This is a genomic window from Kribbella swartbergensis, from assembly GCF_054784135.1.
The window spans coordinates 333,429-357,221 of record NZ_BAAGPM010000027.1 but is presented as its reverse complement, the minus strand read 5'-3'; the positions used below and the strand labels follow the sequence as shown (position 1 = coordinate 357,221).

At 68.9% G+C, this 23,793-nt stretch carries 27 protein-coding genes; 12 read left to right on the top strand and 15 right to left on the bottom strand.

All coding sequences use genetic code 11. From position 1 onward, the window contains the following. Positions 1-12: 12 nt before the first annotated feature. Together ACYVOK_RS27850 and ACYVOK_RS27845 are read left to right on the top strand one after the other, a co-directional pair. Positions 13-1,176 (top strand): phosphotransferase, encoded by a 1,164-nt coding sequence (locus ACYVOK_RS27850; RefSeq protein ID WP_460665508.1) that lies wholly within the window; start codon positions 13-15, stop codon positions 1,174-1,176. A 41-nt stretch (positions 1,177-1,217) separates the two neighbouring features. Continuing rightward, positions 1,218-1,943, top strand: coding sequence for a class I SAM-dependent methyltransferase (locus ACYVOK_RS27845; protein ID WP_460665507.1), 726 nt, complete (start codon positions 1,218-1,220; stop codon positions 1,941-1,943). Here ACYVOK_RS27845 and ACYVOK_RS27840 read toward each other — a convergent pair. Further along, complete coding sequence (locus tag ACYVOK_RS27840) at positions 1,930-2,817, bottom strand: aminoglycoside phosphotransferase family protein (protein WP_460665746.1); 888 nt, start codon at positions 2,815-2,817, stop codon at positions 1,930-1,932. The genes ACYVOK_RS27845 and ACYVOK_RS27840 overlap by 14 nt on opposite strands. Before the next feature lie 28 nt (positions 2,818-2,845). Then, on the bottom strand, positions 2,846-3,496 hold the full coding sequence (locus tag ACYVOK_RS27835) for a LysE family translocator (RefSeq protein WP_460665506.1): 651 nt from the start codon (positions 3,494-3,496) through the stop codon (positions 2,846-2,848). Between the two features lie 152 nt (positions 3,497-3,648). On the opposite strand from ACYVOK_RS27835, the gene ACYVOK_RS27830 reads away from it, so the two are divergent. From ACYVOK_RS27830 to ACYVOK_RS27820, 3 genes are all read left to right on the top strand, one after another. Next, a complete protein-coding gene (locus ACYVOK_RS27830) occupies positions 3,649-4,188 on the top strand; it encodes an MFS transporter (RefSeq protein ID WP_460665505.1) in 540 nt (179 codons plus the stop codon). Further along, positions 4,107-4,874 (top strand): MFS transporter, encoded by a 768-nt coding sequence (locus ACYVOK_RS27825; protein WP_460665504.1) that lies wholly within the window; start codon positions 4,107-4,109, stop codon positions 4,872-4,874. The genes ACYVOK_RS27830 and ACYVOK_RS27825 overlap by 82 nt, the downstream gene beginning before the upstream one ends. Before the next feature lie 90 nt (positions 4,875-4,964). After that, a complete protein-coding gene (locus tag ACYVOK_RS27820) occupies positions 4,965-5,141 on the top strand; it encodes a DUF5302 domain-containing protein (RefSeq protein ID WP_460665503.1) in 177 nt (58 codons plus the stop codon). A gap of 67 nt (positions 5,142-5,208) precedes the next feature. Here ACYVOK_RS27820 and ACYVOK_RS27815 read toward each other — a convergent pair whose 3' ends face one another. The 3 genes from ACYVOK_RS27815 to ACYVOK_RS27805 are packed head-to-tail and all read right to left on the bottom strand — an operon-like array spanning position 5,209 to position 7,051. Continuing rightward, entirely contained in the window at positions 5,209-5,637 is a 429-nt protein-coding gene (locus tag ACYVOK_RS27815) for an SRPBCC family protein (protein WP_460665502.1), read from the bottom strand. Then, positions 5,627-5,944, bottom strand: coding sequence for an ArsR/SmtB family transcription factor (locus tag ACYVOK_RS27810; protein WP_460665501.1), 318 nt, complete (start codon positions 5,942-5,944; stop codon positions 5,627-5,629). Before ACYVOK_RS27810 ends, ACYVOK_RS27815 begins: the two co-directional genes overlap by 11 nt. Before the next feature lie 42 nt (positions 5,945-5,986). Further along, positions 5,987-7,051, bottom strand: a complete 1,065-nt coding sequence (locus tag ACYVOK_RS27805; RefSeq protein ID WP_460665500.1) for a class I SAM-dependent methyltransferase — start codon at positions 7,049-7,051, stop codon at positions 5,987-5,989. Positions 7,052-7,141: 90 nt separating this feature from the next. On the opposite strand from ACYVOK_RS27805, the gene ACYVOK_RS27800 reads away from it, so the two are divergent. Next, on the top strand, positions 7,142-9,880 hold the full coding sequence (locus ACYVOK_RS27800) for a helix-turn-helix transcriptional regulator (protein ID WP_460665499.1): 2,739 nt from the start codon (positions 7,142-7,144) through the stop codon (positions 9,878-9,880). A 53-nt stretch (positions 9,881-9,933) separates the two neighbouring features. Next, complete coding sequence (locus ACYVOK_RS27795) at positions 9,934-10,572, top strand: DedA family protein (RefSeq protein WP_460665498.1); 639 nt, start codon at positions 9,934-9,936, stop codon at positions 10,570-10,572. 46 nt (positions 10,573-10,618) lie between these two features. Here ACYVOK_RS27795 and ACYVOK_RS27790 read toward each other — a convergent pair whose 3' ends face one another. From ACYVOK_RS27790 to ACYVOK_RS27780, 3 genes are all read right to left on the bottom strand, one after another. Continuing rightward, the gene (locus ACYVOK_RS27790) at positions 10,619-11,314 is read right to left on the bottom strand and encodes an SDR family oxidoreductase (protein WP_460665497.1); all 696 of its coding nucleotides are present in this window, start codon (positions 11,312-11,314) and stop codon (positions 10,619-10,621) included. Between the two features lie 34 nt (positions 11,315-11,348). Further along, entirely contained in the window at positions 11,349-12,173 is an 825-nt protein-coding gene (locus tag ACYVOK_RS27785) for an acyltransferase domain-containing protein (protein ID WP_460665496.1), read from the bottom strand. A 93-nt stretch (positions 12,174-12,266) separates the two neighbouring features. Continuing rightward, positions 12,267-12,554: a 4a-hydroxytetrahydrobiopterin dehydratase gene (locus tag ACYVOK_RS27780; protein WP_460665495.1), complete on the bottom strand. Its 288-nt coding sequence runs from the start codon at positions 12,552-12,554 to the stop codon at positions 12,267-12,269. A 196-nt stretch (positions 12,555-12,750) separates the two neighbouring features. Between ACYVOK_RS27780 and ACYVOK_RS27775 the strand changes: the two genes are divergently transcribed. Continuing rightward, positions 12,751-13,248, top strand: a complete 498-nt coding sequence (locus ACYVOK_RS27775) for a methyltransferase family protein (RefSeq protein WP_460665494.1) — start codon at positions 12,751-12,753, stop codon at positions 13,246-13,248. 7 nt (positions 13,249-13,255) lie between these two features. Here ACYVOK_RS27775 and ACYVOK_RS27770 read toward each other — a convergent pair whose 3' ends face one another. The 7 genes from ACYVOK_RS27770 to ACYVOK_RS27740 all read right to left on the bottom strand — a co-directional run bounded on the left by ACYVOK_RS27770 (position 13,256) and on the right by ACYVOK_RS27740 (position 21,358). Beyond that, on the bottom strand, positions 13,256-14,659 hold the full coding sequence (locus tag ACYVOK_RS27770) for an MFS transporter (protein ID WP_460665493.1): 1,404 nt from the start codon (positions 14,657-14,659) through the stop codon (positions 13,256-13,258). Positions 14,660-14,693: 34 nt separating this feature from the next. Next, positions 14,694-16,670: an ABC1 kinase family protein gene (locus tag ACYVOK_RS27765; RefSeq protein ID WP_460665492.1), complete on the bottom strand. Its 1,977-nt coding sequence runs from the start codon at positions 16,668-16,670 to the stop codon at positions 14,694-14,696. A 214-nt stretch (positions 16,671-16,884) separates the two neighbouring features. Continuing rightward, entirely contained in the window at positions 16,885-17,637 is a 753-nt protein-coding gene (locus tag ACYVOK_RS27760) for a succinate dehydrogenase/fumarate reductase iron-sulfur subunit (RefSeq protein ID WP_460665491.1), read from the bottom strand. Beyond that, positions 17,634-19,511 carry a fumarate reductase/succinate dehydrogenase flavoprotein subunit gene (locus tag ACYVOK_RS27755; RefSeq protein ID WP_460665490.1) on the bottom strand — a complete coding sequence of 626 codons (1,878 nt, stop codon included), beginning with the start codon at positions 19,509-19,511 and terminating at the stop codon, positions 17,634-17,636. The genes ACYVOK_RS27760 and ACYVOK_RS27755 overlap by 4 nt, the downstream gene beginning before the upstream one ends. Positions 19,512-19,530: 19 nt before the next feature. Beyond that, positions 19,531-20,280 carry a hypothetical protein gene (locus ACYVOK_RS27750; protein WP_460665489.1) on the bottom strand — a complete coding sequence of 250 codons (750 nt, stop codon included), beginning with the start codon at positions 20,278-20,280 and terminating at the stop codon, positions 19,531-19,533. A gap of 50 nt (positions 20,281-20,330) precedes the next feature. Continuing rightward, positions 20,331-20,624 carry a hypothetical protein gene (locus ACYVOK_RS27745; protein ID WP_460665488.1) on the bottom strand — a complete coding sequence of 98 codons (294 nt, stop codon included), beginning with the start codon at positions 20,622-20,624 and terminating at the stop codon, positions 20,331-20,333. 107 nt (positions 20,625-20,731) lie between these two features. After that, on the bottom strand, positions 20,732-21,358 hold the full coding sequence (locus tag ACYVOK_RS27740; RefSeq protein ID WP_460665487.1) for a hypothetical protein: 627 nt from the start codon (positions 21,356-21,358) through the stop codon (positions 20,732-20,734). 62 nt (positions 21,359-21,420) lie between these two features. Between ACYVOK_RS27740 and ACYVOK_RS27735 the strand changes: the two genes are divergently transcribed. From ACYVOK_RS27735 to ACYVOK_RS27720, 4 genes are all read left to right on the top strand, one after another. Beyond that, complete coding sequence (locus ACYVOK_RS27735; RefSeq protein ID WP_460665486.1) at positions 21,421-21,789, top strand: (deoxy)nucleoside triphosphate pyrophosphohydrolase; 369 nt, start codon at positions 21,421-21,423, stop codon at positions 21,787-21,789. A 116-nt stretch (positions 21,790-21,905) separates the two neighbouring features. Further along, positions 21,906-22,202, top strand: coding sequence for a LuxR C-terminal-related transcriptional regulator (locus tag ACYVOK_RS27730; protein WP_460665485.1), 297 nt, complete (start codon positions 21,906-21,908; stop codon positions 22,200-22,202). Between the two features lie 45 nt (positions 22,203-22,247). Continuing rightward, the gene (gene mshB, locus ACYVOK_RS27725; protein ID WP_460665484.1) at positions 22,248-23,159 is read left to right on the top strand and encodes an N-acetyl-1-D-myo-inositol-2-amino-2-deoxy-alpha-D-glucopyranoside deacetylase; all 912 of its coding nucleotides are present in this window, start codon (positions 22,248-22,250) and stop codon (positions 23,157-23,159) included. Positions 23,160-23,231: 72 nt separating this feature from the next. Then, positions 23,232-23,750, top strand: a complete 519-nt coding sequence (locus ACYVOK_RS27720; RefSeq protein WP_460665483.1) for a flavin reductase family protein — start codon at positions 23,232-23,234, stop codon at positions 23,748-23,750. The last annotated feature ends 43 nt before the right edge of the window (positions 23,751-23,793 follow it).

Genomic DNA, 23,793 nt, shown 5'->3' with positions numbered 1-23,793 from the left:
AGAGGACGCGTCGTGAGACATCTGCCTGACAGTCCGAGCCTTGGGTTCCTGCGGAAGCAGGCCAAGGATCTGTTGGTGGCGTTGCGGGAGTCCGATCCGGGTGCTTCGCTGGCCTCGGCGCAACGGATGCTGGCCGTCGAGTACGGCGTCCGCGACTGGGCCGCGCTGAAGTCCGAAGTGGAACGGCGGGCCGCTCAGGCACCCGTCGTACCTGATGGGCTGGCCGAGGCGCTGGCGTCCGCGTTCGGGCTCGGTCGTGTCGTCGGGAGTGCGTCGCCGGTTGCGTTCAGCTTGATGGGGCGATCCTGGTCGATCACGACGGACCGCGGGCGCTGGCTGGCCGTGTCGGTCTATCCGTGGATCACCGCGGACCAGGCCGAGGTCGGCGCCCGGCTTCGCGACGCGGCGGTTGCCGCCGGGGTCACGGCGCCGACTCCGGTGCGCAGCCCCGAAGGCGGGCTGGTCGAACGCGTGCAGGGAGACAACTGGCGAGTCCACGAATGGATCGAGGTCGGGCCGTCGCCGGTGACACCGACGCCGGCCGCCGTGGCGCGCCGGGTCGGCGAGATCCTCGGAACGTTGCACTCGCTGGCGATTCCCAGCGACGTGCCCATGAACCCGTACGTCACCTACCGGCGGCCGGAGTCCGAATGGGAGAAACTCCTGGACCGGGCCCGCGCGGCCGGCAAGCCGTGGGCCGGGCAACTCGCGGACACCCTCCCGGCGATCCTCGACCTGAACGCGATCGACGCCGACTTCGACGGAGCGGAGTTCATCCTCTGCAACCAGGTGCTCAACCCCGAGAACACCCGCCTCGGCCACAACGACGAGCTCGTGGTCACCGAATGGGATTTCGCCGGTTCGCAAACCCCGGAGCTCGAGATCTCCTGGGCTCTCACCCATTGGACGCTGCGGCCGGCCATCAACCCGATCGCGATCGCAGCGCTCCGCGATGGGTACGTCGACACGGCCGGCCGATGGCCCGAGCTGACGTTGTCGTCCTTCGCCACAGCGGTCACGGGCTGGCTGAACTGGACCTACAACGCGATCTGCGAGGCCATCAGCCCGTCCGATCCCGACCGAGCCGACTTCGCCGAACGCGAGTCCGCCGATCTCCTCAACCATCCGATGACTCGCGTCTCTCTCCACCAGCTGCTCGCGGCCACCGGCCCGTAATTGCCTGGTCGGCCTGACCGAGGCGGCCTAGGGTCGGCGGCATGGTTGATGCGTTGTTCGGAGTACGTCGGTTGGCGGCGATCTATGACGAGCTGGACGCGGATCGGGGCGATCTGGAGCACTACGTCGCGATGGTGGAGGAGTTCGGCGCGCGGCGGGTGCTGGACGTCGGCTGTGGGACGGGCGAGTTGGCGACCTGGCTGGCAAGGCTCGGGGTCGAGGTCGTCGGCGTGGATCCGGCGGAGGCGTCGCTGGAGGTTGCCAAGGGCAAGGAGTTCGCCGATCGGGTGCGGTGGATCCACGGCGATGCGACCACGTTGCCGCCGCTCGAGGTCGACCTCGCGGTGATGACCGGGAACGTGGCCCAGGTGTTCCTCACCGACGAGGAGTGGGCGGCGACGCTGACCGGCGTACGCCAAGCCCTGAAACCCGGTGGGCGGTTCGTGTTCGAGACCCGGGATCCAGCGCGGCGGGCCTGGGAGGAGTGGACCCGTGAGCACACGCATCAGGTGAAGCGGGTGGCGGGCGGCGACACGGTGGAGAGTTGGTCCGATCTGCTTGCTGTCGAGCTGCCCTTCGTCTCGTTCCGGGGCACGTACGTCTTCGCGTCCGACGGCGCCGTACTCACGTCGGACTCGACGTTGCGGTTCCGGGAGCGCAACGAGGTCGAGGAGTCGCTGACTGCGGCCGGTTTCACGGTCGACGACGTACGCGAGGCCCCGGATCGGCCCGGAAAGGAGTTCGTCTTCGTGACTATGCGGCGGTGAGAAGGGCCGTCAGAGTGTGGTGGGCGGTCCGGGACATCACGGGGTTGGTTTCCGCGTAGTACCAGAGGCAGCCGATGGCTTGGGCGAAGGACCAGCCCATGCCTCGGCGCCATTCGTCGTCGTTGCTGCCGACGGCGGTCCGGAAGGCGGCGCGGGCGTCGGCGTGGAGCAGGTTCCAGGCGGGTGCGAGATCGATGGCGGGATCGGCGACGGTGAAGGTGCCGACGTCGATCACGCCGACGAGGCGGCCGTTGCCGGCGAGCAGGTTGCCGGGCATGAGGTCGCGGTGGGCCCAGACGTCCGGTTCGGTCCGCGGCGTCGTCCGCAGGTCCGCCCAGAGCCGGGCGAGGGCGTCGACGTCGATCATGCCGCGGCTGCGTTCAAGGCTGTCGGCGACGTAGTCGTCGTGCGTTGCGAGTACGCCGCCGCGCCACGAGCCGGTGAACACCCGGCCTTCGGTCGGCACGGCGCGGAGTGCGCGGACGAACGTCGCCAAGTCCCCAGCGAAATCGATCGAACGCGCGACGTCGGCGTCGTACGCGATGGTGCCCGGCAGCCAGGTGTAGACGGCCCAGGGGAGCAGGTAGCCGTCACCGGGCTCGCCGATGTCGACGGGTTCAGGCGTCGGGTACGGCGAGATGCGGTGGAGCCGAAGGGCAGCGTCGGCCTCCTCTTCGAGGTCCTTGCGGACGGTGATCGGGTCACCGGGCTGGATGGGGAACCGAGCGACCAGGTCGTCTCCGATCCGGAACAACGCGTTCACGGTGCCGTACGAGGTGACGGGGCGGATGGCGAGGCCGCTCCACGCCGGGAACTGTGATCGGACCAGCCGGGTCACGAGGTCCGTCGTCACGTCCAGTTGTCCAGGATGCATCGGCACGTCCAGCAGTATCCGGAGCGGGCTAATGAGTGGCCAACGGCCTGGCGCGGTCGGTCGCCAGGCGGATGGCGAAGACGGCCAGGGCGGTGCCGGTCAGGTAGCGGTGGATGCGCATCCAGGTCGGGCGGCGGGCGAGGAAGACGGCGACGGAGCCGGCGGTGATGACGAAGACCGCGTTCACGGCGACGCCGACGGCGAGTTGGACCAGGCCGAGGATCAGGCTCTGGGTGCCGAGGTGGCCGCGTGACGGGTCGAGGAACTGGGGCAGCAGGGAGATGTAGAGGATGGCGATCTTCGGGTTCAGCAGGCAGGTGAGCAGGCCCATGCCGAACAGCTTGCGCGGACGGTCGGGCTCGAGTTCCTGGGTGGCGAAGACGGAGTTGCCGCCGGGGCGGAACGCGTTCCAGGCGAGCCAGAGCAGGTACGCCGCGCCGGCCAGCTTCAGCGTGACGTAGATCTCCGGCACGAGCGCGAACAACGTCGCGAGACCGGCGCTTGCCGCGAGCAAGTACACGAGGAACCCGATGCCGACGCCCGCCAACGAGATCAGCCCGGCGCGCCGGCCCTGCGCGACGGATCGGGAGACCAGATAGATCATGTTGGGTCCCGGCACGATCACCAGGCCGAGTTCGACCAGGGCGATCCCCAGCAACGCCTCACCACTCACCAGCACCCGCGTCCCCTTCCCTCGATTCGCCTCGAACCTAACAGTGCGAACGCTGCCCGCGCCGAGGTTTTCCCTGGCTGAGACGACGGCGCGGCGATGAGTTCGGGCCCGTCAGGTGGTCTGCACAGTCGAGACCGCGAACACGAGGACGGGTGCAGATGAGTATCGGGCAAAGGGTGCCGAGGCCGGCGCGGACGAACCTCGCGCTGGCCACGCTGTTTCTGGGCATGTTCGTGCTGGGCAGTGCCGAACTGCTGGTCGTCGGCGTACTGAACCTGATCGCCGCCGACCTCCGGGTGTCCATTCCCGCAGCCGGCTCACTGGTGACCGCCTACGCGCTCGGCCTCGCCCTCGGTGGTCCGCTGCTGGCCGCTCTGACGATCAGACTGAACAAGCGGATCGTCCTGATCGGCACCCTTGTCCTCTTCGTCCTCGGCAACCTGCTTGCGGTGCTGACCGTCAGCTACGGCCTGTTCCTCGCGGTGCGTGTCCTCACCGGAGCGCTCCAGGGCCTGTTCATCGCCACCGCACTCGCGGTCGCCGTTTCCGTCGTCCCGCCGGAGCGAATGGGCCGGGCGATCTCGGTGGTGATCTCCGGGGTCGCGTCTCGGCCGCGTTGGGGGTCCCGCTGGGAACACTGGCCGGCCAGACGCTCAGTTGGCGCGGTTCGTTCGCCGCGATCGTGGTGCTCAGTGTGATCGCGCTGATCGCCACACTGGTGCTTGTCCCGTCCGTGCCCAGTACAGGTGGCGCCGCGGGCAACCAGGCCAGATACGCGTTCGCGCCGCGGGTGCTCGCCGTTCTGTTTCTGACGTTCCTGCTGTTCGCGTCGCTGTTCGCCGGACTGACGTACCTCGTGCCGTTCCTCGAGAGCGTGACCGGGATCTCCGGCTCGATGATCAGCGTGTTCCTGTTGGCGTACGGCGTGGCCACGGCCGTGGGATCGTTCAACGGCGGCCGGTTCGCCGACCGCAACGCTGCGCGGACCCTGATCGTGGCGACCGTCGGCGTCGCGATCTCCCTGCTGGCGCTCTACCTCGCCGGCGCGATCGCGGTCCTCGTGGCGCCGGCGCTGATGGCCCTGGGACTGTTCGGTATGGGCATGCTGCCCTCGCTCCAGTACCGCGTGGTGAGCCTGGCCGGTCCCGGCGGCGCGCTGGCGCAGTCGCTGCCGGCGTCCGCGGCGAACGTCGGGATCGCGGCCGGTTCCTTCGCCGGTGGGGTCGCGGTCGGCCGCTACTCCACCTCGGCCGCGCTGGTCACCGGCCTGGTCATCGCGGCGATCGCCGTACCGGTCGCTGTGGCCACCAGCCGCCTGAGGTCACCGGTGAGTGGGCGAACCGATGAGCAGACCGGGCTGGAGCCGACCCGCGGGGCCGCGTGATCGAGGTCCGGATGACGTAATGCGGTCGCGGGCCGGGTGGGGATTGGTTAGCGTGGGGGTGTACGCCTGACGGTTTGTGAAGGAGACGGTATGAGCGACAAGTCCAGCAAGCCGGCGGACGATCTGCAGAAGAAGTTCCGTGAAGCGCTCGAGAAGAAGAACGCACATCACAACGCGCACCCCGGATCCGGGCTGCGGCGTGAGGGTGTCGGCGAAGCGCACAACGACAAGCAGAAGCGCCAGTTCCGGCGCAAGTCCGGCAGCTGATTCCGCCAACTGTCCATCCATCCGCCTGAGCCCCGGGTCACCGCCCGGGGCTCGACTCATGTCGGGGTCAGGGAGTCGTGGGCTGGGAGGTGGTGAGGAGGGCGGCCAGGCGGTCGAGTTCGGGGATCCAGCCCTGGTGGTGGTTGGTGGCGTCTTCCTCGGTCTCGAAGCCGGTGTGGGTGAGGAGCATCCGGGTGCCGTCGGGGACCTCGGTGAGGTGGACGTCGACCCGGGTGGGCCGGTCGGGGGTGCCGTCCCAGTGCCAGCTGAAGGCGAGCCGGTGCGGCGGGTCGACCTCGAGGTAGGTGCCGCGGACGACGTGGGGCCCCATCTCGACCACGTAGTCGCCGCCGACGCGGACGTCGGCGGCGACCTTCAGGTCGAGGTCGGGGTTGGGGCAGTACCACCGGGTCAGCAGCTCCACCCGGGTCCAGGCGTCGTACACCTGTCCAATGGTTGCCGGTAGCACCCTTTCGATCCGGATGTCAGGTCCCATCCCCGCCTCCTCGTAGCAGCTCTTCCAGTCGGTCGACCGTGCTGTTCCAGTACGTCGTGAGGTCGCCGAGCCACTCCTGGACCTCGGTGAACGCCTCCGGCCGGATCGTGCACACCACGGTCCGGCCGACCTTGCGGCGGCTCACCAGCCCGGCCTCGACCAGGACGCCGACATGTTTCGTCATCGCCGGCAACGTGATCCGGTGCGGCGCGGCGAGCTCACCCATGGTCGCGTCGCCCCGGCTCAGCCTGGTCACGATCGCCAGCCGGGTCGGGTCCGCCAGCGCCCCGAAGGTCGTCGTCAGCACGCAAACACTTCACCAGCTGGTTAAATGTCTGTCAAGAGCTCGTCAGGGCCGGACCTCGAAGACCAGGTTGAACGGCGTCTGCGCGACTGTCCGGAACCTGGTGAAGCCGGCTGCCGTGGTGACGTCCCGGATGCGTGCCGGCCCGGCCTGTGTCCCCAGTGCCAGCCCGACCGGCTGGGAGAGGGAAGCCGGCGTACAGAGCAGGGTGGAGAAGCCGTAGTAAGCGCGGCCCACCGGGTTCAGGTTGTCCTCGACGCGATCGCCGGCCATGGGCTCCACCAGCATCCAGGTGCCGTTCGGCGCCAGCGACTCACGGACGTGGCGGGCGGCGCCGACCGGGTCGCCCATGTCGTGCAGGGCGTCGAACGTCGTCACTAGATCGAACCCCAACCCGCTGTAGCCGGTCGCCGGCGCGACCTCGAAGCGGATGCGGTCATCAAGTCCCGCCTCGGCCGCGCGCTGTTGGGCGGTCTCGATGGACTCCTGGTGGTAGTCCGAACCGACGAACTCCGACCGCGGGAAGGCTTGCGCCATCAGGATCGTGGAGGCGCCGTGCCCGCACCCGATGTCTGCCACCGTCGCACCGCGCTCCAGCTTCTCCACCACTCCTTCGAGCGCGGGCAGCCAACTGGAGAGCAGGTTCGCGTTGTACGACGGCCGGAAGAACCGCTCGCATCCGACGTGGACGTCGGACGTGTGCTCGTGCCAGCCGATCCCAGCGCCGCTGCGCGCCGCCTCGATCGTCTGCGTGGTGTGCTGCACTGTCCCGAGCGCGAGCTGGAAGAAGCCCGGCAGGTACGCCGGACTGCTCGGGTCGGTCAGCGCCACGGCCTGCTCCGGCGGCAGAGTGTAGAGACCGGTACTCGGGTCGTACTCGACGTACCCGCCTGCCGCCTGAGCGTTCAGCCACTCACGCGTGTAGTGCTCGCTGGTGCTGGTCCGCTCGGCCAGCTCACCCGGCGTGGCAGGCCCATCGTCCGCGAGTGCCTGGTAGTAGCCGAGTCGGTCACCCATCACGACCAGGGCCGCGTTCAGCGTCGCCCCCACCTCGTCCACAGCCTGGTACACCAGCCCCATCAGCTTGTCGCCGTTGATCGCGACTGTCATGTCATCCCCCTTGTTGGATCGGTACGGCGAACGTAGGTAATGCAGCTCGGCCGTCGCATCAGGTGCCCCACCTGGTGCACACTGCGAGACATGCTGATCGGGCGGGAGGCCGAACGCCGGGCGATCGAGCAGCTGGTCGCGGGGGCTCGGGTGGGGGTGGCGGGCGTGCTGCTGGTGACCGGCGAGCCCGGCATCGGCAAGACCGCTCTGCTCGACGAAGTGGCCGGCCTGGCCACCGGTCTGCGGCTGCTTCGAGCACGTGGCACGGAAGCCGAACGAGACGTGCCCTTCGGTGCTCTCCACCAGCTTCTCCGCCCTGCGTTGGCCGAGCTCGATCGCATACCGAAGCCGCAACAGGCGGCCCTTGCCGCCGCATTGGCACTCAGCCCGGACGAGAGCACGGCCAACAGGTTTGCCGTCGGGGCCGCCACCCTCAGCCTGATCTGCCGGTACGCCGAGGAGGCGCCGGTCGGGGTGATCGTCGATGACGCGCACCTGCTCGACCGCCCGTCGGCGGAAGCGTTGCTGTTCGCCGCTCGGCGGTTCCTCGCCGACCCGATCATGCTGCTGATCGCTGCCCGGCAGCACGAGTCTCATCCGCTCGCCGAGGCAGACCTGCCGTCCCTGGAACTCGCGGGCGTGCCGTTCGAGGCAGCACAGCAGCTCGTTCCTGGGCTACCGGCTGATCTGGTTGCCCGGCTACACCGGACGGTCGCCGGGAACCCGTTGGCGCTGCTGGAGTTGGCCGGCGAACCTGACCAGCTCCACCGGCTTGCGCCTGGTGCACCGGTGCCAGTGCCCGCACTGCTCGCGGAAGCCTTTACTGCAAGGGCAAACCGGCTCAGCTCAGCTGCACACACCGCGTTGCTCGTTGCGGCTGTGGACGACGGTGAGCTGAGTGTGGTGGCCAGAGCGTGCAAGGAGCTGGGCGTCGACGTCCGAGCCCTGTCCGAGGCGGAGACGGCTGGTCTGGTGGCCCTTCGCGATGGTCGAGTCGAGTTCCGCCATCCGTTGATCCGCTCGGCGGTGTACACGAGTGCTCATGCGGCCGAGCGTCGTACCGTTCACCAAGCGGTGGCCGGGGCCACGCAGGACGAGGACAGGCGTGCGTGGCATCTGTCCGAGACAGTGCTCGGCTGCGACGACGAAATGGCGGCCGGGCTGGATGTCACGGCGAGGCATGCAGCCGGTCGGGGAGCGCACGCCGTCGCGGCGACTGCGTACGAACGCGCTGCTCGACTGACCGAAGCACCGAGGGACCGGGCACTCAGACTGGTCGCGGCAGGAGAGGCAGCCTGGTCAGCCGGACTGGCGGACTGGGCAGACGCCCTGATGAACGAGGCATTGGCGCTGCGGCCGCCACTGACCACCAAGATCCGAGCACAGGAGGTACGCGGCGATCTGGCCGTGAAATGCGGCTCACCGACCGAGGCGCGCGACATCCTGATCTCAGCGGCCGCGGAGTGCGACGACGCAGCCGTGGCGACCGGACTGCTCGCCGACACGGTCAACGCGTGCTTTCGCCTGTGTGACACCACGTCAGCACTCCAAGCTGCGGAAGGCATCGACCGGCTGCTACCGGCCGTCCAGCGTCCAGGCCCACGCATCATCGGCATGATGGCCAGCGGAGTGGCGAAGATCCTCGCCGGGCAAGGCGGGACCGACCAGATCCGCCAGGCAGTTGCTCTGGCCCCGTCGGAAGAGCTCGAACATGATCGCCGGCGGCAGGTGTGGATGGTGATCGCACCACTCTTCCTGCGCGAGAGCAGCACTGGGAGGGCCCTCCTGCAGCAGGCAATGCTCGAGCGACGTGAGCAGGTCGCCCTGGGCACACTGCCCGGCTTGCTGTTCGTGCTGGCCCGTGACGACGCCACCACTGACCGGTGGGCCGACGCTGCCACGTCGTACGACGAGGGCATCCGGCTAGCGCGGGAAACCGGTCAGACGACCGAGCTGGCGATGAATCTGGCCGGTCATGCCTGGCTGGCAGCGCACCAAGGCCGTGCCGAGTGTCAGGAGCTTGCAGCCGAGGCTCTACGGATCTGCACCGAGCGGACGATCCACCTGGGCACTGTGTGGTCGTTGTTCGCGCTCGGCGACTACGAGTTGGGCCGGGGTGATCCGGCGGCAGCGCTGCCGCAGTACGAGCGGTTGGTCGACGTACTGGCTTCGAACGGGCTCAAGGACCCAGACCTGTCGCCGGTGCCGGAGCTCGTGGAGGCGTACCTGCGGTTGGGCCGGTCCGCCGATGCTCAGGCGATGGGACGCGAGTACGTCGTACTGGCAAACGCCAAGGGGCAGCCGTGGTCGCTGGCGCGGGCGGCTCGGGTGATGGCGGTCGTGGACGAGAGCGAGGAGGAGTTCGAGCGGGCCCTCGGGTGGCACGCGCAGACCCTGGACGTGTTCGAGCAGGCTCGGACGCGGTTGGCGTACGGCGCCTGGCTGAGACGAGCCCGGAGGCGGGTGGACGCGCGCGCACAGCTACGACTGGCGGTTGCGGCGTTTGACGAGCTGGGAGCCGCGGGCTGGGCTGACCAGGCTGCGACAGAGCTGAAGGCGACGGGAGAGACCGCACGGCGCAGAGTGCCGAGTACGGCGGACGACTTGACCCCTCAGGAGCGGCAGATCGCTCTGCTGCTCGCCGACGGGCAGAGCATCCGTGAGGCCGCGGCCAGGCTGTTTCTGAGCCCGAAGACCGTCGAGTACCACCTCCGGAAGGTGTACGCGAAGCTCGGCATCCACTCGCGAACCGAGCTCGCCCAGCACGTGGCGCCGCCGTCGCGGCACACGCAGCCGAGCGGCGCTGAACATCCGGTGAAACCCCGCTGAATCACAGCGCTGGGATTGCCGGCCGTTTGACAGCGGATGGCATGCTTTTCCGGGTGACGGAATTGACGGAGTTGGCCGAGGCCGCGCGACAGTTGCTCAGTGTGGCGATGGCCTCCCACTGGTTGCTCCTCGTCCTGTTCCTCGCCGCCGCGATCGACGCCGTGTTCCCGGTGATCCCGAGCGAAGGCCTCGTCGTCACGGCCGGGATGGCCGCCGCCGCGGGACACCAGAATCTGTTGCTGGTGATCGTGCTGGCGATGCTCGGCTCCGTCATCGGCGAGTCCGTCTGCTATCTCATGGGCCGCGGTTCCGGGCCGGCGTTGCACCGCTGGATGAAGCGCCGCGAGCGCAGACAGGCGATCTACGAGAAGGTGTCGGCCGCCCTGCATTCCCGCGGCGGGCTGATCCTGATGACGGTCCGCTACGTTCCCGGCGCGCGGATGGTCGCCACGCTGACCGCCGGCGCGACCCGGTACTCGTTCAAGAAGTTCTTCCTCTTCACCTTCGCCGGCGTGACGGTCGCCTACACGTACGTCGCTCTGCTCGGCTACCTCGGCGGGGACGCGTTCGCGCACGACTCGCTGAAGGCCCTCGGCTTCAGCCTCAGCCTGGCGTTCGTCATCGGCCTGGTCCTCGAGACCTCCCGCCGGATCGTGGTCAAGCGCCGCGCCGCGAAGGCTTCGGCCGGCTGACGATCACCGATCCGGTTCGGCAGTTCGCTCACGAAGTACGGCGTACCTAGCGAGCGGAGCCGATCGGGCGGACGACGAGCGTGCTCAGGTCGACCTCGGCCGGTTGGGTCAGCGCGAACACGATCGTCGCCGCGAGCTGGTTCGCGCTGATCCGCGGCCGGCCCGGCTCCAGCCCGCCGACCGGATCCGAGAACGCGGTCTCGACCGCGCCCGGCGAGACGAGCGTGACCCCGATGCCGTCGCCGGTGACGAGTTGGCGGACGTTCTCGGCGAGCCCGGTGACGGCGAACTTCGTCGCGCCGTAGATGTTGCCCGGTGTGTTCACGTGCCCGGCCAGACTGCCGACCAGCACGATCCGTCCGCGGGTCTTGCGGAGGGCCGGCAGGCTGTAGTGGATCAGGGCGGCCGGACCGAGCACGTTCGTCAGGATCATGTGCCGCCAGCCCTCGGGATCACCGTCGCCGATCGAGTCGTGGGTTGCGTACCCGGCGTTCGCGACGATGTTGTCCAGCTGCCCGAACGCCTCGACGGTCCGCTTGACAGCGTCCTCCGCCGCCGCGGGTTCGGCCGCGTCCCCGGGGACGGTGAGCAGGTCCGACGGGCTTCCGGCACTTGCCGCGAAAGCGTCGAGCCGGTTCTTGTCCCGGCCGGTCACGGTGACCTGATGGCCGAGTTCGAGCAGTTGCCGGGCCGCGGCGGCGCCGATGCCGCTCGACCCTCCGGTGATCAGCGTGACGGTCATACGACCGACGCTAGGTCCTCGACCAGGCTCTAGGTCAAAGGCGCAGGTAGCCGTACGCGCTCTGCCAGGTGCCGCCGGCCTTGATCCGGCCGACCACCAGCCGCTGCAGCGTGGTGTCCTGCGGCAACTCGTCCAGCCGGTCGAGATCGTGCGTCCGGAAGGTGAAGAAGACCGCGCTGTCCTGGCTGTCGTTCGGTTCGCCGTACGGCGTGAAGCGGCGGCCGAACCGGACCATGTTCGACTCCGGCGGCAGGTTGTCGAGCAGGTACGGATCGATCAGCCACGACCACAGCGTGGCGGTCTTCACCGGGTACTCCGGGAAGTACCGCGGGAAGAACTCCCGCGCCCGATCGAAGCTGTCGTCGACCGCCTCGGGCGTCAACGGCCCGGTCTCCGGGATGTGGACGCCGATCACCCACTCGCCCGGCTCGGTCCCCGGCACGGGCTTGTCGGCCGGCACCTGGTGGAGCAGGAACTGCAACCGGCCGAGGGCGTAGATCTGGCCGGTCCAGTGGACCGTCATCCACCAGTGCGTGTGGAGGCCGTAGTCGCCGAACGTCCGGCGGTGCACCTTCAGCTGCTGCCCGAGGTCGGCGAGGGTCGCCCAGCTGATGTCGTCCGGGATCCCGCGCTCGGCGTGGTACCGCCGGATGTCCGGCAGGGTGTCCAGGAACGCCTGGACCGAGTTGCGTGGGTCCACCGGCATCCGCAGCTGCGGCTCGCTGCCGAGCTTGCCGATCGCAGCCCGCAGCTGGTCGGCCAGGTCCTTGACGACGGCCGGGTCGGCCTCGAAGGCCTCGGTCGCTTCACGGTCCTCGTCGCTGAACCCCAGCAGGCGGTACTCCTCGGCAGTCGTCACTCGCCAACGGTATCCGATCAAGACCAGGCAGAGACTTACCGCTCCGCGGCCGGACCGAGGTACAAGATGCCGAGAACCCCGTGCGTGGAGAGGTCAGCCGGCCGCGGTGTCGATGTGGCGGGCCAGGACGAGGTCGTCGTTGGTGATGCCGCCGGCTTCGTGGCTGCTCACCCGGAAGGTGATCGTGGTGTAGCGGATGTCGATGTCCGGGTGGTGGTTCATCGACTCGGCCAGCTGGGCGACCGTCGCGACCAGGCGGATGCCGTCCATGAAACTCTCCCGCTTCACGCTGCGGACCAGCGCGTTGTCCGCGAACTTCCACTCCGGCAGGTGGTCGCGGATCGCCGCGTCGATCTGGTCGTCCGTCAGCAGCTCAGCCATGGTCCACACTCTAGACCCCGACTGGCTCCCAGAAAGCCGGCCGGTGCTCCTCGGCGTAGTCAACGGGACGCAGTTGCTGCAGGCAACCAGTTCCACGCCGGAACGCAAGCAGACTCGACAGCCTCCGGGCAACTGGCTACGCTGAGGAATAGATTCATCATCTGATGAATTCATGACGCGGCGGAGGTGGCAGGTCATGCAGAGGTCACGGGCAGCGGTCGGGAGTGCGGTCTTCTTCGTGGTTGCGCCGGGCACGGTGGTCGGCCTGATCCCGTGGCTCATCACGCGGTGGGAGTTCCGAGAGCCGCTGCCCGCCTGGGTCGTCGCCCAAGTGCTCGGCGTGGTTCTGATCGGCGCCGGACTGATCCCCGCGGTGCACGCGTTCGCCGAGTTCGCCAAGGCGGGCGGGACGCCTGCGCCGACCGCGCCGCCTGAGCGGCTGGTGGTGAGCGGCTTCAACCGCTACGTCCGCAATCCCATGTACGTCGGCCTGCTGCTCGTCATTCTCGGGCAGGCGCTGTTGTTCGGACAGCTGAGCCTGCTGCTGTATGCCGCGGTCATCTGGGCCGTGACGGCGACGTTCGTGCACTGGTACGAGGAGCCGACGCTGGCAGGCCAGTTCGGCCCGGAGTACGAGGCCTACCGCCGAGCGGTCCCGGCCTGGTGGCCGCGTCTCCGCCCCTGGACCACCTGAGATCACATCAGATCGCCGCCGGGCGTCGTACGCGGCCGGCCGTGAGGGTGCCCAGGAAGGCCAGGGCGGCGCTGGCGGTGATGATGGTGCCGAAGACCCACGGCTGCGGGTTGGAGGAGTTGAGCGCGAGCAGCGTGCCCGAGGCGGCCATCGCGGTGGCGATGCTCATGGTTCCGGCCATCTGGGCGGCGCTGCTGTTGCGGCCGGAGTTGGAGGCGTCGGACAGGTCCAGCGTGAGGACGGACAGGCTCGACGAGCTGAGACCCATCCCGACCCCGGCGAACGCCCAGCCGATCAGGCCGAACCAGGTCGTCGCATCCGTCCAAGCCAGCAACGACGTGATCGCAAGACCACCGCTCATCAGCGCGAGACCGGAACGCAGTACGTTGACCCGCGCGATGCCGTGGTTCCGGCCTTGCAGCCAAGACCCGAACGCCCAGCTCACGCCGGTGATCGACAGCGTCACCCCTGCCCGCGACGGGCTGAACTGATGCTGAAGCGTGAGCAACAGCGGCAGGTAGGCGCCGGCCCCGGCGAACGCGGCCCCACCCAGCCCGCGAACCGCAACAACCGCCGGGAACCCGCGCTGCGCCACGAAGGTTCCCTTCGGCATCACCCGTACGGCGGCCAGCCCCAGCACCACCAGCGACACCGGGATCGCGAGGCCGGCGATCAGCGGATGCGCCTCCAGGTGATCACCGGCCAGCGTCATCGAGAACAGCGCGACCGAGGCGGCGAGCGCCCAGGGAAGCGCGGCCCGCCAGGCCTCCAGTTCGGCCGCGTCCTCGGCGCTGCGCTCGGGTGCCGGGGCGTTCGCCGACTGCCGCATCGCCGGACCGAGCAGCATCCAGCTCGGCACGATCAGCAGCACCGCACCCAGGAAGACCCAGCGCCAGCCGAACTGCTCGGTGACCAGACCGGTCAGCACCGGACCGACCACCGACGGCAGGATCCACATCGCGGCGAACAGCGAGAACATCTTCGGCCGCAGTACGGCGGGCAGCGCGCGGGCGACCAGCACCATCAGCGAGACGTCGAGCAGCCCTTCCGCGAACCCGCTGAGCAGCCGCCCGGCGATCACCATCGGCATCGCGGTCGCCGTACCGACCAGCAACTGGGCCAGGGTGAACGCGATCGCGCCGGCCCGCAGCGTGGGGATCGGGCCACGACGGTCCGACCAGAGGCCGGCGATCGCCAGCGAGATCAGGTAGCTCGCGTTCGGCGCCGCGTTGGCCAGTCCGAAGCTGCCGAGGGCGTCGAACTCCCGCACCATCGTCGGCAACGCCGTACCGACCGCTCGGTTCTCGAACGCGCCGAGCGTGACGAGGCCGATCACGCCCAGCACGAGCGGTAGGTGCCGCCCGCTGAACAGGCGTGGTGGTGGGCCGACAGGTGCGGTGGTCGAGGACATGCCGGACATCCTCGAAGTTCAAGTCGGCTTCAAGTCAAGTGCGGCTGCTGTCGGGCAGCCGGAACACCAGGACCAGGACGCGGAGGACCAGGACCGCGCAGATCACCAGTAGGTTGTAGCCGAACAGCTGGAACAGGCTCATCGTCTCGGTGACCTGCGGGCCGCCCGGCGTACCGAGCAGCAGCACCGCCATCAGTCCTGCGGTGGCACCGAGGACGGCGAGCAGGACCTGATGCAGCAGGGACGTGATGTGCCGGCGATCCCGGTCGTCGGCGAGCAGCCGGACGTTCAGACCCAGCCGCCCGCTCTCGGCCGCGGCGGCGATCCGGTCGATCCGGCGCGGCAGCCGCCGCAACATCGGCAACAACGTCGCGAGTTCCTCGGTCGCCGTACGGAGCAACGCCTCCGGGGCGAGCCGGTCGGTGACATGCGCCGACGCGAACCGGCGCGACGCGGCGACCAGGTCGAAGCCGGGAGAGATGCGCGAGATCGTGCCCTCGATCGTGGCCAGGGCGCGGAACACCGCGGCCACCTCCGGCGGTACGCCGAGATCGTGCGAGGTGATGATCTTGAACAGGTCGTTGAACATCGCCGGACCCAGCGCGGCGCCGGCCGACAGGTGGCGGGTCATGAACTGGCCGACCGCGCGCTCCAGACCGCGCTCGTCGATGACGTCGGGGCGGTAGACGATCTCCAGCAGCGCGTCGGTGGCGGCGACCGGATCGCCGTGGTCGACCGCGAGCAGGAACCGCTGCAGGGCCTCGCGGGTGGCCGGGTCGAGCCGGCCGACCGAACCGAGGTCGAGCATGCCGATCCGGCTGTCCGCCAGCAGCAGGAAGTTGCCAGGGTGCGGGTCGGCGTGGAAGACACCGTCGATCGCCACCTGGCCGAGCAGGCACTCGAACAGCACGCGACCGAGCCGGGTCCCGTCCAGGCCACGCTCGGCGATGGCCGGCGCGGCGTTGCCGAGGCCGATGCCGTCCAGCCGCTGCATCGTCAGCACCCGGGCGGTGGAGAGCCGCGGGTGCAGCTCGGGTACGACCATGTCGTTGTTCAAGGCAACGGACCGGCCGGCCGCGACGGTGGTCATGTTTCCGGCTTCGACCGTGAAGTCGAGCTCCTCGCGCATCGCGTCGGCGAACCCGTCGGCCAGCGCCCGGACGCCCATCGACCGGCCCCAGTCGGTGTTCCGCTCCAGCAACCGGGCGAGGCGCCGGACGATGTCGAGATCCCGCTCGACGACCGCCGCGATGCCGGGCCGCTGGACCTTGACCACGACGTCCGTGCCCTCCGGCAGCCGGGCGGTGTAGACCTGGGCGACCGAAGCGGCGGCGAGTGGCTCGGTGTCGAAGGCGGCGTACACCTGGTGGGGTGGTGCGCCGAGTTCCTCGGTGAGGACGGCCTCGATCCCGGGCCAGGGCGCGGGAGAGACCTGGTCCTGCAGGCGGCTCAGTTCGTTCGCCACCGAGACGGGGATGACGTCGCTGCGGGTGGACAGCACCTGGCCGAGTTTCACGAAGGTGACACCGGCCTCGTCGAGCGCGAGGCGGAGGGACCGGGCGAGCTCGGCCTGGCCGGCGGCGTTCTCCCGGCCGGGCCGGCGACGGCCGCGCAGGTACGGGCCGAGACCGTGCCGGATCGCGATCCGGAGGATCTGCAGGTACCTCCGGGTGCGGGCGATCCGGCCGGTCAGGTCGCGGCGCAGATCGCGGGCCCGCGGCAACGAACCGGTCGGGACGAGGGCCTCGGACAGCACCAGGAAGATCAGGCCGGACAGCATCGAGCAGACCGCGGTCAGCGCCAGGAACGCGATCGCGGCGCCGGTCGAACCGGTCCACGGTGCGGGGCCGGTCAGGGTCTGCATCAGCGGGCTGAAGACCGCCAGCGTGAGGAGCGCGCCGAGGGCCAGCCGGGCCAGGCCGAACCGTACGCCGAGCAGCCGCTGGGAGACCGGTACGAAGATCAGCATGAAGATGGCCAGGTTGATCAGCCCGATCAGCAGCACGTCCATACGCGGAACCCTAGATGCCGCCCACCCCCATCCGGCTCACCCGCACGGGTGAACCCACCCCCACCCTTGGGGACGCCCGCCTCAGGGGTCGGCCCCTCAGGTGGTGGGTTTGGCCGGTGCATGCAGGGTGCCAACCCATAAGCTGAGGGGTTGACCCCTCACATGGAGCGGGCCCCTGCCGCGGTGGGGTGCGACAGGGGCCCGTTGGCCCGGATCAGGACGGGCGGCGGCGGATTTTGTTGCCCAGCCAGACCAGGGGGTCGTACTTGCGGTCGACGACGCGTTCCTTCATCGGGATGAGTGCGTTGTCGGTGATCTTGATGTGCTCCGGGCACACCTCGGTGCAGCACTTGGTGATGTTGCAGTACCCCAGGCCGTGCTGCTCCTGGGCCTCGTGCTGCCGGTCGGCGGCGTCGAGCGGGTGCATGTCGAGCTCGGCGATCCGCATCAGGAACCGGGGACCGGAGAAGTTCTCCTTGTTCTCCTCGTGGTCCCGGATCACGTGGCAGGTGTTCTGGCACAGGAAGCACTCGATGCACTTGCGGAACTCCTGCGAGCGCTCGACATCGACCTGCTTCATCCGGTACTCGCCCGGCTTCAGGTCCGCCGGCGGGCTGAACGCCGGCACCTCACGCGCCTTCGTGTAGTTGTACGAGACGTCGGTGACCAGATCCCGCATCACCGGGAACGTGCGCATCGGCGTCACCGTGACGACCTCGTCCTCGGCGAACGTGTTCATCCGGCACATGCACATCAGCTTCGGCATGCCGTTGATCTCGGCGCTGCACGAGCCGCACTTGCCGGCCTTGCAGTTCCACCGGACCGCGAGATCCGGCGCCTGCGTCGCCTGCAGCCGGTGGATGACGTCGAGCACGACCTCGCCCTCGTTCACCTCGACCTCGTAGTCCTTGAGCTCACCGCCCTCGGAGTCGCCCCGCCAGACGCGGAATTTGCCCTTGTAGGTCATGAAACCGGCAGCTCCTCATCTGTCAGGTACTTCTTCAGCTCGTCGAGTTCGAACAGCTCGAGCAGGTCGTCCCGCATCGGGGTCTGCTCCTTCTCGGTCACCGTCACGCCGCCGTCCGCGTCGAGGGCGCAGACCAGCAGCCTGCGCCGCCACTCGGCCGACATCGCCGGGTAGTCGTCGCGGGTGTGACCGCCGCGCGACTCCTGCCGCCGCAGCGCCGCCTTCGCCACACACTCCGACACGGTCAGCATGTTCCGCAGGTCGAGCGCGAGGTGCCAGCCGGGGTTGAACTGCCGGTGACCCTCCACCGTCATCTTCGCGATCCGGCCGCGGAACTCGGCGAGCTTGACCAGCGCCTGCTCCATCTCCTCTTCCTTGCGGATGATGCCGACCAGGTCGTTCATCGACTGCTGCAGTTCCTGGTGGATGGAGTACGGGTTCTCACCGCCCTCGAGCTCGAACGGCGCCAGCGCCTCGGCCGCGGCGGCGTCGATGTCGGCCTCGTCGATCTTCGGCCGGCCCTCGAGCGAGTCGACGTACATCGCGGCACCCATGCCGGCGCGCCGGCCGAACACCAGCAGGTCGGACAGCGAGTTGCCGCCCAGCCGGTTCGACCCGTGCATCCCGCCGGCGACCTCACCGGCCGCGAACAGGCCCGGTACGACGGACTGCGCGGTGTCCGGGTCGACCTCGACGCCGCCCATCACGTAGTGACAGGTCGGGCCGACCTCCATCGGCTCGGCGGTGATGTCGACGTCGGCCAGTTCCTTGAACTGGTGGTGCATCGACGGCAGCCGCCGGGTGATCTCCTCGGCCGGGAGCCGGGACGACACGTCCAGGAAGACACCGCCGTGCGGCGTACCCCGGCCGGCCTTCACCTCGGAGTTGATCGCCCGGGCCACCTCGTCCCGCGGCAGCAGCTCCGGTGGCCGCCGGTTGTTGTCCGGGTCCTTGTACCAGCGGTCCGCCTCCTCCTCGGTCTCCGCGTACTGCGCCCGGAACACGTCCGGCACGTACTCGAACATGAACCGCTTGCCCTCGGAGTTCTTCAGGACGCCGCCGTCACCGCGCACCGACTCGGTGACCAGGATGCCCTTCACCGACGGCGGCCAGACCATGCCGGTCGGGTGGAACTGGATGAACTCCATGTTGATCAGCGTCGCGCCGGCCCGCATCGCCAGCGCGTGCCCGTCACCGGTGTACTCCCAGGAGTTCGAGGTGACCTTGAAGGACTTGCCCACCCCGCCGGTGGCGAGTACGACGGCCGGCGCGTCGAACAGGATGAACCGGCCGGACTCGCGCCAGTACCCGAAGGCGCCGGAGATCGCGTCCCCGTCCTTCAGCAACTCGGTGACCGTGCACTCCGCGAACACCTTGAGGTTCGCCTCGTAGTCACCGGTCTCGCGGAAGTCCTCCTGCTGCAGCGAGACGATCTTCTGCTGCAGGGTGCGGATCAGCTCCAGCCCGGTCCGGTCGCCGACGTGCGCGAGCCGCGGGTAGGTGTGACCGCCGAAGTTGCGCTGGCTGATCCGGCCGTCCTCGGTCCGGTCGAACAGCGCGCCGTACGTCTCCAGCTCCCAGACCCGGTCCGGCGCCTCCTGCGCGTGCAGCTCGGCCATCCGCCAGTTGTTCAGGAACTTGCCGCCGCGCATCGTGTCGCGGAAGTGGACCTGCCAGTTGTCGTTCGAGTTCGCGTTGCCCATCGCGGCCGCGCAGCCGCCCTCGGCCATCACGGTGTGGGCCTTGCCGAACAGCGACTTGCACACGATCGCCGTGCGCTTGCCCTGTTCGCGGGCCTCGATCGCCGCGCGCAGGCCGGCCCCGCCGGCCCCGATCACGACGACGTCGTAGGTGTGTCGTTCGAGCTCAGTCATGTCTAAGAAGAGTCCTGTGTCAGTTGAAGAAGCGCAGGTCGGAGAACCAGCCGGCCGAGAGCGCCATGATGTAGGCGTCGGTCAGGATCACGGTGAACAGCGACGTCATCGCGAACGTGCCGTGCTTGGGGTTCAGCTTGGACACGAAGGTCCAGTACCGGTAGCGCAGCGGGTGCTTGGAGAAGTTCTTCAGCCGGCCGCCGACGATGTGCCGGCAGGCGTGGCACGACAACGTGTACAGCCAGAGCATCACCAGGTTGACCCACATGATCACGGTGCCCAGGCCGATGCCGAAGCCGCCGTCCTTGCCGTGGAAGGCGAGGATGCCGTCGTACACGTTGAGCACACCGAAGACCAGCGCGCCGTAGAAGAAGTAGCGGTGCAGGTTCAGTGCCACCAGGGGGAACTTCCGCTCACCGGTGTAGTTCTTGTGCGGCTCCGGGACCGCGCACGCGGCCGGCGCGAAGAACAGCGAGCGGTAGCCGGCCTTGCGGTAGTAGTAACAGGTGCCGCGGAACCCGGCCAGCACCGCGAAGGTGATGATGCTCAGCGGCAGGAACACCGGGAACTTGGGGAACCAGGTGCCCAGGTGGCTGGAGCCGGGGACACAGGACTCGCTGATGCAGGGGGAGTACAGCGGGGTGAGGTACTCGTACTGATCGACCCAGTACCACTTGTTCATGAAGATCCGGACCGTCGCGTAGACGATGAAGAAGGCCAGGATCACCCCGATCCGCAGCGGTGCCAGCCACCAGCGGTCGGTTCTCAACGTCTTTTCGCCGACTTGCGCGCGTCCGGGCGCGCCAACTCCGAGAGCCATCAGGGGGCGTGCCTGTCGGGCGCGCCGAAGCCTTCGTGCTCCGCGTCTGTCCACATGGACGCGTCATACTCCACGTCGGGAATCTCCTCGAGTTCCTCCGGAACAGGTCCGGGTCTGTGACGGGGGTCGGGAGGGCCGAGCTCGGCCAGATCGTCGTTCAGCCTGGCCACGTCCGACACCAACCGGCGGATGCCGAGGGTGTCACCGTACTCCTGGCTGAGTTTCCCGACGGCTGCATGCAGCGTCTCGAGCGCGCGGACGACTGCGGCAACGCCGCTGTTGCCTTCACCCATGCCGACTCCAGTGATTGTTTTGTTGCTGTCAGTATGGGCACACTTTGCCCCCGCCAGGCGCGCAACGGAAGACCCTTCGGTACGGCGTGTTTCTAGTAAGGCTTGCCTCAGTTGCCGAGCGCGGTCGGGTGCAGTAAAGGAGTGAATCCGGCCTTCAGTACAACGAGATTCGCCGGTGGCGTGAGTACGGCGACCTCGTGCAGCCCGGGTGGCCGGACCGGATCGCCGTACCCCTCCCACGACCAGGGCAGCACGTGATGGCCGAGGACGAGGGCCGGGCGGCCGTCGTACCGGATCATCGCTCCGTCAGGAAGATCGTCCAGTTGCTGGATCGTGGTGCGTTGCTGCCTGGTTCTCGGCTCGACGCGCTCGTGGTGGAGCTGGGCGTCCATCGCCGCGGCGCGCGGTCGTTCGTCCACGCCGCGGCCGGCGGCCCAGGCGCCTGCGTACAGCAGGAAGTCCCTGCGGCGGCAGTAGTGGCAGGGGCGGTGGCCGGCCGCGAGGGCGACCGCTTCGTCGAAGAAGAACAGTGCGGTCCAGCGTCCCGGCGGCATCGGATCGCGCCGAACTCCCTTCCAGTCAAGGACGCAGCAGATCCACGCCTTCGACCGCCAGCGGGTGGCGCCCAGCCGGCGGTCGGGGCCGTGCAGCCGGCCGCGGTTGCCCATCAGCAGGCCGCGGCCCGGGTCGGCCACGATCTCCTGAGTGGGCAGAACCCTGTTCTGCAACGGCATGCGGATCATCCTGCCGGAGGGCATCGACAGTTTTGCTTTGCAGATATGGAAGAGTCGCGGTCGTGCAGACAGTCGTGGGAGTGGCCGCCGTACGGGACGGTCTGGTGCTGGCGGCGTACCGGGCCGGGCCGGACGGCGGATGGGAGTTCCCCGGCGGCAAGGTCGAGCCGGGGGAGACCGAGGAGCAGGCGGCGGTGCGCGAGATCCGCGAGGAGCTCGACCTGGAGATCAAGGTCGGGACCTCGCTCGGCCCGCCGGTCGTCATCTCCGAGCACTATCGACTGCACGTCTACCTGGCCTCGATCGTGGCCGGGGAACCGGTACTGCGGGAGCACGCCGAGCTGCGGTGGTTCGGCCGGGACGAGCTGGACGCGTCGGAGTGGTTGGTGCCGGACCGGCCGTTCGTCCGGGAGCTGTTCCGGCACCTGTGAGTGGCGGAAGTCACACTCCCGATCAACTGTATGGGCGAACTGTATGGGTTGTACCTGGCGTCCGGTCCAGACCGGACGCCAGAATCGCTCCCTGAGCTAGTGGGGAGGAACAAGGAATGTCGATCTACCAGGTCGCCCTCGCGGTGCGCAGGGACGACGTCGCCCCGGAGATCGTCTGTGATGTCTACGAGCTGGGTGCGCGCCGCCGTACGCCGGCCGCGGTGAAGGAGCTGACCAGTCGGCAGGTGGCGATCGGCCGGATGATGTCCACCGGGGCCAAGGACGCCGCCATCGCCCGCGAGCTGGGGCTCTCGGTGCGCACCGTCCGGGCCGAGATCAGCGCGCTGGTCGCCGGCCTCGGCGCCAAGTCCCGCTTCCAGGCCGGCTGTCTGCTCGTCCGCCGCTTCGGCTGACCACGACGCCGGTTTTCTGTCCGAAGGCCGACGTAGGCTTTCGGCATGAGTGAGCTTCCTGATCGCCGGCTGTTGCTGGTGCACGCCCACCCGGACGACGAGACGATCAACAACGGTGTGACGATGGCCCGCTACGTCGCCGAGGGCGCGGGTGTCACGCTGATCACCTGCACGCTCGGTGAGGAGGGTGAGGTGCTCGTCCCAGAGCTCGCCCACCTGGCCGCCGACCAGACCGACCAGCTCGGCGAGCACCGGATCGGCGAGCTCGCCGCCGCGATGGCCGAGCTCGGGGTCACCGACTACCGCTTCCTCGGGGCGCCCGGCAAGTACCGCGACACCGGGATGATCTACAACGAGGAAGGCAACGCCGACGTCCCGCCGGAGACCCGGAAGGACAGCTTCTGGCAGGCCGACCTGCTCGAGGCGGCGAACGACCTGGTCCCGGTGATCCGTGAGGTCCGCCCCCAGGTGCTGGTGACGTACGACCAGTACGGCAACTACGGCCACCCCGATCACATCCAGGCCCACCGGGTCGCGACGTACGCGGCCGCGCTGGCCGGCATCCCGTCGTACCGGGAGGATCTCGGCGCGGCGTGGGACATCCCGAAGATCTACTGGAACGCGATGGCCGAGTCGAGTCTGCGCGACAGCCTGCGGCGGCTGCGCGAGTCCGGTGACACCACGACGTTCGAGGGCATGGATCCGGACGGTCCGCTCGGGCCGTTCGTCACGCCGGACCGGTTCATCGACTGCGTGATCGAGGCCGGGCAGTACATCGATCAGAAGATGAACGCGATGAAGGCGCACGCCACCCAGATCACCGTCGACGGCCCGTTCTTCGCGCTGTCGAACAACAACGGCAACGAGATCTGGGGCTCGGAGGCGTACCGGTTGGTCAAGGGGACGGCCGCGCCGGGGCCGGACGGCCTGGAGCGCGATCTGTTCGCGGGACTCTGACCGATCGCCCACGTGACCGGTCCCACACCCTCAGTTGAGGCATCAACCTACGCCCGGGCATAGTCTGCTGGGGTGTCGTCCTCGGAGCCCAGTGGGAGTGTGACGCCCGCGGAGTTCCGTGCGGCGCTGGGGCGTTTCGCGTCCGGGATCACCATCATGAGCACGCTCCAGGACGGGGTCGCCCACGCGATGACCGCCAACGCGTTCACGTCGGTCTCACTCGACCCGCCGCTGGTGCTGGTCTGCGTCGACAAGGGTGTCCGGATGCACGCCGCCGTACTGGACTGCGGCTACTGGGCGGTGTCCGTGCTGGCCGGGGACCAGGAGCCGATCGCGGACCGGTTCGCCCGGTCGGGGCGGGACCTGTACACCCAGTTCGACGGCGTCGGTACGACGGCCGGACCGAAGACGGGCTGCCCGGTGATCGAGGGAGCCCTTTCGTGGCTGGAGTGCCGGACCTGGGCGACGTACGACGGGGGCGATCACACGATCGTGGTCGGGGAGATCCTGAGCCTCGGTGTCCGCGAACAAAGCGATCACGGAGCGTTGATCTACTACGCCGGCGGTTACGGACAGCTACCGGAGAGTTGACGCCGGACGGGCAGCGCGGGCCTGGCCCAAAGGTCGGGACGGC